This is a genomic window from Actinoplanes sp. KI2 (assembly GCF_025630775.1).
In the GTDB taxonomy this organism is placed as follows: domain Bacteria; phylum Actinomycetota; class Actinomycetes; order Mycobacteriales; family Micromonosporaceae; genus Actinoplanes.
Genome location: NZ_JAOSZE010000025.1, coordinates 81,326 through 94,167, shown reverse-complemented (window position 1 = coordinate 94,167; position 12,842 = coordinate 81,326). Strand labels below are relative to the sequence as shown.

Annotated in this window: 10 protein-coding genes; 6 read left to right on the top strand and 4 right to left on the bottom strand. The window is 73.3% G+C overall.

What is annotated here, in order from left to right:
- The first annotated feature begins 100 nt into the window (after positions 1-100).
- Entirely contained in the window at positions 101-1,522 is a 1,422-nt protein-coding gene (locus ODJ79_RS26070; RefSeq protein ID WP_263026204.1) for a trypsin-like serine peptidase, read from the top strand.
- A 10-nt stretch (positions 1,523-1,532) separates the two neighbouring features.
- A complete protein-coding gene (locus ODJ79_RS26065) occupies positions 1,533-2,264 on the top strand; it encodes a phosphatase PAP2 family protein (RefSeq protein ID WP_263026203.1) in 732 nt (243 codons plus the stop codon).
- On the opposite strand, the gene nagA is transcribed toward ODJ79_RS26065, so the two are convergent.
- From nagA to ODJ79_RS26050, 3 genes are all read right to left on the bottom strand, one after another.
- Positions 2,230-3,318 (bottom strand): N-acetylglucosamine-6-phosphate deacetylase, encoded by a 1,089-nt coding sequence (nagA, locus tag ODJ79_RS26060; protein ID WP_263026202.1) that lies wholly within the window; start codon positions 3,316-3,318, stop codon positions 2,230-2,232. The genes ODJ79_RS26065 and nagA overlap by 35 nt on opposite strands.
- Positions 3,315-4,238, bottom strand: a complete 924-nt coding sequence (locus tag ODJ79_RS26055; protein WP_263026201.1) for an ROK family protein — start codon at positions 4,236-4,238, stop codon at positions 3,315-3,317. The genes nagA and ODJ79_RS26055 overlap by 4 nt, the downstream gene beginning before the upstream one ends.
- 174 nt (positions 4,239-4,412) lie before the next feature.
- Positions 4,413-5,336, bottom strand: coding sequence for an SIS domain-containing protein (locus ODJ79_RS26050; protein ID WP_263026200.1), 924 nt, complete (start codon positions 5,334-5,336; stop codon positions 4,413-4,415).
- A gap of 202 nt (positions 5,337-5,538) precedes the next feature.
- On the opposite strand from ODJ79_RS26050, the gene ODJ79_RS26045 reads away from it, so the two are divergent.
- Together ODJ79_RS26045 and ODJ79_RS26040 are read left to right on the top strand one after the other, a co-directional pair.
- Positions 5,539-6,324 carry a DeoR/GlpR family DNA-binding transcription regulator gene (locus ODJ79_RS26045; protein WP_263026199.1) on the top strand — a complete coding sequence of 262 codons (786 nt, stop codon included), beginning with the start codon at positions 5,539-5,541 and terminating at the stop codon, positions 6,322-6,324.
- A gap of 131 nt (positions 6,325-6,455) precedes the next feature.
- Complete coding sequence (locus ODJ79_RS26040; protein ID WP_263026198.1) at positions 6,456-6,767, top strand: DUF3263 domain-containing protein; 312 nt, start codon at positions 6,456-6,458, stop codon at positions 6,765-6,767.
- A 2-nt stretch (positions 6,768-6,769) separates the two neighbouring features.
- Here ODJ79_RS26040 and ODJ79_RS26035 read toward each other — a convergent pair whose 3' ends face one another.
- The gene (locus ODJ79_RS26035) at positions 6,770-8,980 is read right to left on the bottom strand and encodes an AAA family ATPase (RefSeq protein WP_263026197.1); all 2,211 of its coding nucleotides are present in this window, start codon (positions 8,978-8,980) and stop codon (positions 6,770-6,772) included.
- Between the two features lie 111 nt (positions 8,981-9,091).
- Between ODJ79_RS26035 and ODJ79_RS26030 the strand changes: the two genes are divergently transcribed.
- Both ODJ79_RS26030 and ODJ79_RS26025 read left to right on the top strand, forming a co-directional pair.
- Positions 9,092-11,908: an alpha/beta fold hydrolase gene (locus ODJ79_RS26030; protein ID WP_263026196.1), complete on the top strand. Its 2,817-nt coding sequence runs from the start codon at positions 9,092-9,094 to the stop codon at positions 11,906-11,908.
- Positions 11,905-12,807: an ABC transporter permease gene (locus ODJ79_RS26025; protein ID WP_263026195.1), complete on the top strand. Its 903-nt coding sequence runs from the start codon at positions 11,905-11,907 to the stop codon at positions 12,805-12,807. The genes ODJ79_RS26030 and ODJ79_RS26025 overlap by 4 nt, the downstream gene beginning before the upstream one ends.
- Positions 12,808-12,842: the final 35 nt, after the last annotated feature.

Below are 12,842 nucleotides of genomic sequence, written 5' to 3'. Positions count from 1 at the left end.
CGTGTCTTCGGCGCGTCGCGGTCGCACGTGGCTCGTTACACAGGAGCAAGAACGCCGGAATAGCACGTATGTCCCCGATGCGACGTGAAGGGCGGATGAGATGCGGCGAACGGCAGGCATCGCGGTGGGGGCGTGTGCCGTCCTGGTTCTCGGCGCCGCGGCGGGCGTGACGGCGTGGAACACCGGCGGTGACCGGGCGATCGGCACCTGGCACGAGGCGCCGGCCGCGGAACTTGCGCAGCAGGCCGCCACCCCGCAGCCCACGGCGGCGCCGACGGACGCCGGCCAGGACACCACCCCGCAGCTCAGCCCCAGCCAGTCCAACCCCAGCCAGCCCAACCCCAGCCAGCCCAGCCCGGGTCAGTCCGGCCCCGGCGAGCCCAGCCCCAGCCGGGTCGAGCGCGGCGAACGCAAGCCGGCCGCCGCGACCGACGGCCGGGAGCGCGTCGGCGAGCTGCTGCGGGTCGACCGAGTCCTCGACTATGTGGGCAAGGGCCTGCAGAGGGAGACTTTTCGCTACCCCGGCGCCTCGTACGTGAAGGTGCACTTCGACCGGATGGACATGCTGCCCGGTGACTATGTGACCGTCACGAACGCCGACGGCACCGAGTCCTACCGATACGACGCGCCCCGCGGAAGGGGGAGCGGCTCGGTCGACAAATGGGCGATGTCGGTCACCGGTGAGGCCGCCGTCCTCGAGATGCACCGCACGTCGGACGTGTTCGGCGTCGGCGCCAAGCGCCACACCCTCGGCGTGAACGTCGACCGGGTGGTTCGCGGGTTCACCGGCTCCCAGCAGACCCGCCAGCCGGAGGGGCAGCTCACCCGGCCCGGCACCACCGGCCGGGAGGAGTCGGTGTGCGGCGCCGACACCTCGACCGACGCGGTCTGCTACCGCTCGAGCGACCCGGTCGCGTACACGAAGTCGAAGGCCATCGCCCGGCTGCTGATCAACGGGACCGAGCTGTGCACCAGCTGGCGGGTCGGCCCGAACAACCGGATGCTCACCAACAACCACTGCCTCACCACCTCGGCCGAGGCCCAGGACACCGAGGTCTGGTTCAACTACCAGTGCGCGACCTGCGGCGGCTACGACATCTTCCAGCCGACCAAGGTCTGGGGCAGCAAGGTGCTCTCCACCGACCACGCGTACGACTACACGCTGTTCACGGTCGACAACTTCAGCGCCGTGCAGAAGTTCGGCTACCTCACGCTGGACACCGCCCGTCCGGCCAAGGGCCAGGAGCTCTACGTGCCGCAGCACCCGGCCGGGCAGCCCACCCGGATCGCCGGCTCGCTCGGCGAGAAGGCCGGCAACTGCGCGGTGGCCGACCCCAACTACACCGGGTACGCGGCGGGCTCGGACGTCTCGTACTACTGCGACACCGAGGGCGGCTCGTCCGGCTCGCCGGTGCTGTCCCGCGCCACCAACAAGGTCGTCGCCCTGCATCACTTCGGTGGCTGCCCCAACTCGGGGGTCCGCGGCGACCTGCTCGCCGCGCGGTTACGCAGCCTCCTCTAGCTTTGAGGGCGTGACCCAGACGATCCCGCCGCCCGTCCGCACCCGCCCGCTGCTCGGGTGGTGGCTCGACGTCGTGCTGGTCGCGGCGTTCGTCGGGCTGACCGCGGCGCTCGCCGGTGGCCATCTGCTGGCGCTCGACCAGCGGGTGGCCGACTGGTCGTTCGCGCACCAGCCGGCCCCGATCTACTGGACCGCGCGGGTCTTCAACTACCTGGGCCAGGGCGGTCAGGTGCTGATGCCGGTCGGGTTGATCCTGACCGGTGTGCTGGCGTACCGGACCCGGTCGTGGCGGGCGGTATTGCCGTTCGCGGCGGCGTTCGTGCTGACCTACGTCACGATCGGGCCGCTGAAGATCTGGGCGGACCGGGCCGCGCCGAGCTTCGACGGGCCGGACAAGGCGGTGATGTTCAACCCGTACGCGAGCGGGGTCAAGGCGATGAGCTATCCGTCCGGGCACATGGGCAACTCGCTGATCTGGTACGCGGTGATCGCCCTGCTCGCCGCCCTGCTGCTGCAGCGGCCGCTGCGCACACGAGAGTCGTTCGCCGTACGCGTGCTGCCGGTTGCCATCCTGTTCTGCACGACGGTGTACACCGGCTTCCACTGGCTCACCGACTCGATCGCCGGGGTACTGCTCGGCCTGTTCCTGGCCCGGCTGATCGAGCGGGTCCCGTGGCAGCGAGTCATCCCCGGGCCGCGGCCGCGAGTTACACCCAGACCCCGGCCCGCAGCACGCCCTTGACCCGCAGGCCGGCGTCGAGCACCACGAGATCGGCGCGCAGGCCGGCCTCCAGCGCGCCGACGTCGTCCAGGCCCAGCACCCGGGCCGGGGTGGTCGAGGCCATCGCCACCGCGTCCTGGAGCGGGATCCCGGCCTCGACCGCGTTGCGCAGCGCCAGGTCCATGGTCAGCGTGCTGCCGGCGATCGAGCCGTTGCGGGCCAGCCGGGCCACCCGGTCGGCCACCACGACCTGCTGGCCGCCCAGCTCGTAGTCGCCGTCCGGCATGCCCGCGGCGTCCATCGCGTCGGTGATCAGGGCGGCCCGGTCCGGCCCGGCCGCGCGGGCCGCGAACGCCAGCATGCCCGGGTGCAGGTGGATGTTGTCGGCGATCAGCTCGCACACCGCGACCGAGTCGAGCAGGCCGACCACCGGGCCGGGCTCGCGGTGGTGCGGCGGGCGCATCCCGTTGAACAGGTGGGTGCCGACCGTCCCGCCCGCCGCGATGCCGGCCTTGGCCTGCTCGTACGTGGCGTCGGTGTGCCCGATGGCGGCCAGCACCCCGTGCTCGCGCAGGAGGGCGATCGCCTTGGTCGCGCCGGGCAGCTCGGGGGCGATGGTCACCATGCGTACCGAGCCCTCGCCGAGCTCGATCAGCTCGGTGAGCTCGGCCATCGACGGATCGCGCAGGAACTCCGGGTTCTGTGCCCCGCACCGCGCGCCGGACAGGTACGGCCCCTCGTAGTGCAGGCCGGCGAGCACGCCCTCGCGGACCAGCGGCAGGTAGGCGGCGGTGGCGTCGCGCATCAGCTCGAACGGGGAGCTGACCAGGCTGGCCAGCATCGTGGTGGTGCCGTGCCGGAGGTGGAACCCGGCGGCGCCCCGGGCCTGCGCGAGGTCGCCGGTGGTGAAGGTGTGCCCGCCGCCGCCGTGGCAGTGCAGGTCGACGAAGCCGGGCACGACGATGTCGTCGCCGGCCGCGTTGTCGGCGACCACGTCGATGATCGTCGGGCCGTCGATCTCCACATGTCCCGGGATTACCGCGCCCGGGCGAACGATCCGGCCAGTGATCTTCACGCGGTGTGCTCCAGATGGTCCAGGGCCAGGAGGGCGGCGCCCTTGCAGCCGGCGGTGTCGCCGAGGGCGGCTTTCACGATCTTGGGCATGCGGTGGAAGGTGACTCGCTTACCCATCTCCTCGGCGAGCGGGGTCAGCAGGGTGGCGCCGGCCTCCGCCAGGCCGCCGCCGAGCACCAGCACGCCCACGTCGAACAGTGCCTGCGCGGTGATCATGCCGTCCGCCAGGGCGTCGACCGCCTCGTGCCAGACCTGGCGCGCGGTCTCGTCCGAGTCGATGCGACTGACGACGTCGAACGCCGTCGCCCCGGGAGAACCGGACAGCTCGGCATATCGGGCCCCGATCGCCCGGGCCGAGGCGATCGCCTCCAGGCAGCCGTTCTGCCCGCACGGGCACGGGGTGCCGCCGGGGCGCACGATGATGTGCCCGAGCTCGCCGGCCGCGCCGTGCGTGCCGTGGTAGCCCACGCCGTTCACCACCAGCGCGGCCGCGATGCCGGTGCCGATCGCCGCGAACAGCACGTGCCGCTCGCCCTTCCCGGCGCCGAGGCGGGCCTCGGCGATGCCGCCGACGCGAACGTCGTGGCCGAGCGCCGCGGGCAGGCCGAGCCGCTCCTCGAGCAGGGACCGCAGCGGTACGTCCCGGAAGCCGACGTTGGACGACCAGACCGCGACGCCGTTCTCCTCGTCCACCACGCCCGGTACGGCCACGCCCACGGCCACCGGCTCGAGCCCGTCGGCGCGCGCCCGGCCGGCCAGACCGGCGGCGATCGCCACGATGTTCTCGGTGACCGCCTCGGGGCCGCGCGCGGCGAGGGTGGGGTGCCGCTCCTCGTGGTGGACGGTTCCGTCCGGGCGAACCAGCGCGCATTTCATGCCCGTGCCGCCGACGTCGAGGGCAACGACGACGCCGGTGCTCACGCTGTGCCCTCCTTTGGCGTGCCCTTCTGGCCCTCGCCTTCGGCCTGGGCGCGCAACTCCCGGAGGTGCCGCTCGGTGCAGGCGGTCACGCTGTGCCCTCCTTTGGCGTGCCCTTCTGGCCCTCGCCTTCGGCCTGGGCGCGCAACTCCCGGAGGTGCCGCTCGGTGCAGGCGGTCACGCCAGCACGACCGACCGGGTCAGGTTGCGTGGATTGTCCGGGTCGAGGCCCTGGCTCGTGGCGAGCAGCACCGCGACCCGCTGGGCCAGCACCAGGTCGGCCATCGGGTCGAGCGGGGACCGGCCGCCGCGCCAGCTGCCCAGCGCGGCGTACCCGCCGTGGTGCCGGCTGTGCACGAACGAGGCGCCGGTCGCCTCCACGTCGTCGGCCAGGCCCGGCGGGATCTCGCCGAACGCCCAGACCACCCGGCGCGGCCCCGCGATCGAGATCGGCCCGTGCCGGTAGTCCATGGCCGGGTACGCCTCGGCCCAGTACGCGGCGGACTCCCGGCACTTCAGCGCGGCCTCGTGGGCCAGTCCGATCGTCCAGCCCCGGCCGAGGAAGGTGATCTGCTCGACCAGCGCCGGGTGCACCGGCAGCGGCAGGCGCACCGCGACCTCGGCGTCCGCGCACACCGGCTCGAGGTCCTCGCCGAGGTGGGCGCGGAGCAGGGCCAGCGCGCTGGTGGCGAACCGGGTCTGCACCACCGCCTGCTCGTCGGCGAAGTCCAGCAGGATCGCGTCGGTGGCCAGCGCGGCGGCCGGCTGCTCGCCGTCGGCGGTCAGCACGGTCGTCGGGGTGCGCCCGTCGAGCGCGTCCAGCAGCTCGATGATCTCGGTGGTGGTGCCGGAGCGGGTGATCGCGACGACCCGGTCGTAGCGCCGGCCGTGCGGGAACTCGGACGCCTGGAACACGTCCGTCTCGCCCTCGCCGGCCCGTTCGCGCAGGGACGCGTACGCCATGCCCATGAACCACGACGTGCCGCAACCGACCATCGCGACCCGTTCGCCACGGGCCGGCAGGCCCCGCGAGCCGGCCAGCTTGGCCGCGTGACTCCAGCAGTCCGGCTGGCTCGCGATCTCCGCCTTGACGTGCCTCATGGGCCACCCTTCACACCGTCGCGGATGCGCATAAGCGCTCGGTACGCCGCTCTTTCGAGCGCCATTCTGCGCGGAACGGTCGGGCGGACGCAACCGTCGTCCCGCCACCAAGGCCGTACCGCGCAGCGCGGAGCTTTGCTTCCCGGCCTTTCGCGCACTAATGTGCACACACTTATCACAGAACGTGCATTGGGGCGGCTTGGTGGACCGATACGCGCGGTGGAATGCCCTGCTTGAGTTACTCGCCGAGAGCGGCCGGGTCAGCGTCGAGGACGCTGCCGCGCGCCTGGACGTCTCGCAGGCCACCATCAGACGCGACTTCGATCAGCTCGGCCAGCAGCAGATGATCACCAGAACCCGGGGCGGCGCGGTCGCCAACGGGGTCTCGTACGACCTGCCGCTGCGCTACAAGAGCGCCAAGCACTCCGCCGAGAAGCAGCGCATCGGCGAGGCTGCGGCCGGCCTGGTCACCCCCGGCACGGTCGTCGGCCTCAACGGCGGCACCACGGTCACCGAGGTCGCCCGGGCCCTGGCCGTCCGGCCGGACCTCAACGCCGGCGGCGAGGGCAGCCAGCTGACCGTGGTCACCAACGCCCTGAACATCGCCAACGAGCTGCTGGTCCGCTCCCGGATGAAGATCGTCGTGGCCGGCGGCGTGGTCCGCCCGCAGTCCTTCGAGGTGGTCGGCCCGCTCGGCGGCGCCCTGCTCAAGGAGGTGACCCTCGACATCGTCCTGCTCGGCGTCGACGCCCTGGACGTCGAACTGGGCGCGGCCTCCCATCACGAGGGCGAGGCGGCGATGAACAGCCTGATGGTCGCCCGCGCGAAGCGGGTCGTGGTCATCGCCGACTCGTCCAAGCTGGGCGGACACGCCTTCGCCCGGATCTGCCCGATCACCAAGATCGAAACCCTGGTCACCGACTCGGGCGCGCCGGCCGCCACGGTCGCCGCATTCCGCGAGGCCGGCGTGCACGTCATCACCGCGTGACCGGGCGGGTGGCACATTGTGGACATAGGGTAAGCGGGACATAACGTGAGGTAACGTCGGGTCGGCCATGCGCGCGGGCCGTGGGTCGACCTATGCTGCTCGCGGCCCCACGCCCTCGCTTTTGGAGCACCATGCAGCCCGCCGCCGCGGACCCGTCCGAAGAATCCACCACCGCCCAGGAAATTCCCGCCCAGCGTGGCATCGAGAAGAAGCCGGGCCTGACCGAGCGTGAGCTCGAGATCCTCGCCTTCGAGGCCCGCTGGTGGAAGCACGCGGGCGCCAAGGAGCAGGCCATCCGGGACACCTTCGGCCTCTCCTCGACCCGCTACTACCAGCTGCTCAACGGCCTGCTCGACAAGCCCGAGGCCACCGAGCACGACCCCGTTCTGGTCGGCCGCCTGCGGCGGCTGCGGGCCACCCGGTCACGCACCCGCCGTCGATAGCCTCAGCCCGGTTGGTGTTCCTTCGCGTACGCCGAGAGCCAGGCCACCTGCGCCGGGTCCAGCGAGGCCCGCACCCGCTCGCGTGCGGTGACCACATTGTCCGCCGTGACGGTGGTCGCCTCCAGCGAGTCGCGCATCGCGGCCAGCGCCGACTCGCGGATCAGCGCCGCGCAGTCGGCCGCCGAGAACCCGTCGAGGTCGGCGCCGAGCGCGTCCAGGTCGACCGACGGGTCCAGCGGCACCTGCTTCGACGACGCCCGCAGGATGGCCGCCCGGGCGGCCGCGTCCGGCGGCGGCACGTAGACCAGCCGCTCGAGCCGGCCGGGCCGCAGCAGCGCCGGGTCGATCAGGTCGGGCCGGTTGGTCGCCCCGACCACCACCACGTTGCGCAGCTCCTCCACCCCGTCGAGCTCGGTGAGCAGCGCCGCCACCACCCGGTCGGCCGTGCCGCCGTCGGTGGCCTGCCCGCGGGTCGGCGCGAGCGCGTCCACCTCGTCCAGGAAGACCAGCGTCGGTGCCGCCTCCCGGGCGCGCCGGAACAGCTCGCGCACGGCCCGCTCGCTGTCGCCGACCCACTTGCTGAGCAGCTCGGCGCCCTTGACCGAGAGCACGTTGGCCTTGCCGGTGCCGGCGATGGCCTTGACCAGGTACGTCTTGCCGCAGCCGGGCGGGCCGTAGAGCAGCACGCCGCGCGGCGGGGAGACGCCGAGCCGGGCGAACGTGTCCGGGTAGGTGAGCGGCCACAGCACCGACTCGGTGAGCACCTGCTTGACGTCCTCCAGGTCGCCGACGTCGTCCAGGGTCACCGCGGCCACCTCGAGCGTCGAGTCGGCCATCGACGTCGGCCGGACCACGTCCAGCGCGGCCTCGAAGTCGGCCATGGTCACCGTGGGCGACTCGGCGGCCTTCTGCCGCAACGCTGCGCGCACCCCGGCCTCGCGGGCGAGCGCGCCGAGGTCGGCGGCGACAAATCCGGGCGTACGCCCGGCGACGTCGTCCAGCCGCACGTCCTCGGCCAGCGGCATGCCCCGGGTGAGCACTCCCAGCTGTTCCCGGCGCATGGCCGCGTCCGGCAGCGGCACCGCCAGCTGCACGGCGAGCAGGTCGGGTGCGCGCAGCGACGGGTCGACCGACTCGGGCCGGCTGGTCGTGCAGACCACCGCGACGCCCGCCCGCACGGTCTCCTCCAGGAGTTGGTGGAACACCGTCGCCAGCGGGCCGGGCTCGTCGCGCGGCGCCAGCGCCTCCACATCCGAGAAGAGCAGCACCGACGGGCCCGACGCGCGGGCGTCCCGGGCCAGCGCCCGCAGCTGCTGGGCGGCGGCGTCGTTGGTGAGCGCGGCCAGCGACGGCGCCCAGGCCGGCAGCACGCGGGCGCCGACCTGCGCGGCCACCGCGCGGACCAGGGCCGACTTGCCCGAGCCGGACGGGCCGGAGATCAGCACGCCGAGCGAGACCTTGGTCGCCAGCCGGGCCAGCACCTCGCCGTGGTGGAAGCCGAGGTCGAGCAGCTCCTCCAGCTCCTTGGCCTGGGCGCGCAGGCCGGGTAGGTCGTCGAGGCTGGGCGGCGGCACCTCGGGGTCGGTGGCGGCCGGCGCGGCGGCGTGCACGACCGGGGTGGCCGCGGTGCCGCCGGCGGTCTCGTAGCCGTCCGCCCAGCCGACCACGGTGTCCATGGTCACCAGCGCGGCGTCGGTCTCCTCGACCGTGGCCACGGTGAGCAGGGCGCTGGTCCAGCCGTAGCCGACCCGGTTGGCCAGGCTGCGCCGGGCCGCCTCGACCAGCGAGCGGTTCGCCGCCGCGGGCAGCACGTCCTGCGGCAGCAGGGAGACGTCGTCGCCGGCGCTGACCACCTTGCCGAGCAGGGCGAGCCGCAGCATCTCCGGGGAGACCACCGCGACGATCTCGGCCGGGCCGGTGAGCGTGACCCGGCGAGCCGCGACCACCGGCAGCGGGGCGATGGTGACCTGGCCGCCGTCGCGCATGCCGAGGTTGCCGATCACCAGGTCGTCGGCGTAGAGCAGGGCGCGGCTGGCATCCGCCTCGGCGCGCGCGGCCACCCCGGCGGTCGTCCGGCTGCCGGCCAGGCGTACCGGATCGCCGGGGTTGATCGCGAGGGCGGTCATCACCTCGGGGTGGAGCCGGACGATGCCGCGACGGGCGTCGAGGGCGGCCGGCCGCAAAGTTACGGTCAGCGTGAGTTCATCGGCCACCGCGAGTTGCCTCCGTCATCGATCCGGCGATTCAGTGGTACACGCTATCGCCGCCACGCTCCTGTGACGCTTCACAGCGGCGCCTCAGATCGGGCCGGATAGCTTTGCCTCATGTCACTGTCGGGCCGCCTCCGTAAAGCGGTCACTCGTCGCCGCCTCGTCGCCGGCTCGGCGGTCCTCGTGCTCGTTGCCGGGCTGGTCGGGTGGGCGGTCTGGCCCGACACCCCCGGGTGGACGGCGACCGACCAGCAGATCACCGTGCACACCGGGCCGGCCGGCGATCAGAGCGTGGTGCTCGACACCCGCTTCTACCTGCCGCGCGACCGCGGCGGCCGGGTCCCGGCGGTGCTGCTCGCGCACGGCTTCGGCGGCACGAAGAACTCGGTGAGCTCCGACGCCGAGTCGCTCGCCGACCGGGGGTACGCGGTGCTCACCTGGACCGCACAGGGCTTCGGCCGCAGCGGCGGCCAGATCCACCTGGACAGCCCCGACTACGAGGTGCGCGACGCCCAGCGGCTGCTCGACTGGCTGGCCGCCCGCCCCGAGGTGCGCCTCGACGCGCCCGGCGACCCGCGGGTGGGCGTGGTCGGCGGCTCGTACGGCGGCGGCCTGGCCCTGCTGCTCGCCGGACAGGACCGGCGGGTCGACGCGATCGTCCCGTCGATCACCTGGAACGACTTCACCAACGTCTTCCTGCCGCAGTCCGCCGGCACCACCGCGACCGGAGTCTTCAAGAAGGGTTGGGCGGGCCTCTTCTTCGGCAACGGCGCGGCGGCCGGCCAGTCCGCGCTGGGCTCGGCCGTGGGCGCCGCCGGCGGCGCGGGCGCCGGCGGCGGCGAGGGGACCGGCAGCGGCGAGCACCCCGGCGGCGCCGGGGCGATCGATCCGGCCTGCGGGCGGTTCGCCGCCGACGTCTGCCAGGCGTACCTCCAGCTGGCGACCACCGGCACGCCGGACGCGGCGACCCGGGCGGTGTTGCAGAAGTCGAGCCCGGCCACGGTGCTCGACAAGATCAAGGCACCCACGCTGCTGATCCAGGGCGAGGTCGACACGCTGTTCCCGCTCTCCGAGGCGGATGCGAACGCCCGCGGTATCGCGGCCGCCGGCACCCCGGTGCGGGTTGCCTGGTTCACCGGCGGGCACGACGGCGGCGCCGGCCCGAAAACGGATCAGGACAGGGTCAAATACCTCACCGTCCAGTGGCTCGACCACTACGTGAAGGGCGACGGCGACCCGCCGGGGAACAGCTTCACCTACTCCCGGGTGGCCGGCTTCAGCGCGCTCGACCGGGGGCTGGTGACCAACGGGTACTCGACCGACGCGTACCCGGGCCTCACCGGGACCGGCAGCACCCAGGTCGCCATCGCCGGCCCGGCCCAGCCGATCGCCAACCCGCCGAACGGCAACCCGGCGGCGATCTCCTCACTGCCCGGCGCCGGCGGCCGCCTCAGCGAGCTGCTCGGCGGCGTCGCCGGGGACATCCCGGGGCAGTACGCGACGTTCGACTCCACCCCTCTGGCCAGCGCGGTCGAGGTGACCGGCGCGCCCACCGTGCGGCTGCGCGCGGCCTCGCCGACCGGGGCGGCGACGCTCTTCGTGAAGCTCTACGACGTCGACCGGTCGGGCGCCGAGACGCTCAGCGCCGGCCTGGTCGCGCCGGTCCGGCTCACTGGCCTGCCGGCCGAGCTAGGCAAGGCCACCGAGGTGACGGTCACCCTGCCGGCGATCGTCCGGCGGATCGACGCCGGCCACACCGTGCGGGTCGTCGTCGCCACCAGTGACCAGGCGTTCCTCACGCCCGCTCAGCCGGCCGTCTACACCGTGCAGGCCGGTTCGGCGATCACCCTGCCGACCGTGGTCGGCACCCCGATCCCCAACCCGCAGACGATCTGGCGCTACGTGCTGGCCGGCCTCGTGCTGGCGATCGCGCTGGGCCTGGCCGTGGTGCTGCTGGTCCGGCGGCGGCTGCGGCGGCGCCGGCACGACGAGGTGGTCGACGAGTTCGCGGACACCCCGCTGGTCGTGCGCGACCTGCGCAAGGCGTACGGGGACGGCTTCGTCGCGGTCGAGGAGATCAGCTTCACGGTCGAGCGCGGCCAGGTGGTGGGCCTGCTCGGGCCGAACGGCGCCGGCAAGACCACCACGCTGCGGGTGCTGATGGGCCTGACCATGCCGTCCGGCGGCGACGCCCTGGTCTTCGGCCACCGGCTCGGCCCGGGCGCGCCGGTGCTGTCCCGGATCGGCGCGCTGGTCGAGGGCCCCGGCTTCCTGCCGCACCTGAGCGGCCTCGACAACCTGCGTTCGTACTGGCGGGCGACCGGCCGGCCGGAGGCGGACGCGCACTTCGAGGAGGCGCTGGAGATCGCCGGCCTCGGCGACTCGATCCACCGCAAGACCCGCAAGTACAGCCACGGCATGCGGCAGCGGCTCGCCATCGCCCAGGCCATGCTCGGCCTGCCCGAGCTGCTGGTGCTCGACGAGCCGACCGACGGGCTCGACCCGCCGCAGATCGCCGAGATGCGGCGGGTGCTGCGCCGGTACGCCACCGACGGCCGGGCCGTGCTGGTCTCCAGCCACCTGCTCGCCGAGGTGGAGCAGACCTGCACGCACGCCGTGGTGGTCAACAAGGGCCGGATCGTCGCGTCCGGCCCGGTCGACGAGATCGTCGGCGATTCGCCGTCGGTGCTGCTCGACGTCTCGGACGTGCCGGCCGCCGCGCAGGTGCTGGCGGGCCTGGGCGTGCGCTCGGTGACGCCGGACGGGCCCTCCGGCCTGATCGTGGACATGAACGGCACGCCGCGCGCCGAGGTGGTGGCCTCGCTGGTGCGGGCCGGCGTCGACGTCGACCGGGTGGTGCCGCGACGGCGGCTCGAGGACGCGTTCCTGGCCCTGGTCGGGGACAACTCGCGGGGGAGTGGTGACCGATGAGCGCACTCGGGGAAAAGCCTTCAGCCCGGTCAAGGGCGGCGGGCGGGGCGGTTGGATGGCGGGCGTCGGCGACGTTGCCGGTGTGGGCCGAGGTGAAGCGGCAAGCTACCCGCAGGCGTACGCAATTGGCCCTGGGTTTCATGGTCTTGTTGCCGATCATCATCCTGGTCGCCTTCGCGTTCGGCGGGGGCGGCGACGACAACAACGACCAGAACGGCGGCGGCGCGTTCGGCAGCCTGGTCGACCTGGCCACCTCGGGCGGGCTGAACTTCGCGCTGTTCTGCCTCGCGGTGTCGGCCGGGTTCCTGCTGGTCGTGGTGGTGGCGCTGTTCTGCGGCGACCCGGTGGCCAGCGAGGCGAGCTGGGGCAGCCTGCGCTATCTGCTGGCGATCCCGGTGCCCCGGGTCCGGCTGCTTGCGGTCAAGCTGGTGGTGGCGCTCGCGTACTCGCTGCTCGCGCTTTTGATCTTGACGGCGACCGGCCTGCTGGTCGGCGCCCTGCGGTACGGCTGGCATCCGCTGGGCAGCACCGTGGCCGCCGCGATCCCGCCCGGCGAGGGCGTGCTGCGGCTGCTCGGGGTCGTCGCCTACCTCGCCGTGATCCTGACCGTGGTGGCCGGCCTGGCCTTCCTGCTCTCGACGCTGACCGACGCGGCGCTGGGCGCGGTGGGCGGTGCGGTGCTGCTCTGGATCCTGTCCAGCATCCTCGACCAGATCACCGCGCTGGGCAGCCTGCGGGTGGGCCTGCCGACCCACTACAGCGACGCCTGGCTGGGCCTGCTGTCCACCCCGGCGCAGGTGGATGACCTGGTCAAGGGCACGATCGCCGCGGTCGTCTACGCCACGCTCTTCTGGTCGCTGGCGTTCTGGCGCTTCACCCGCAAGGACATCACCTCGTAGGGATGCCGACTGGCTCACACCTCGGGACGACCCGT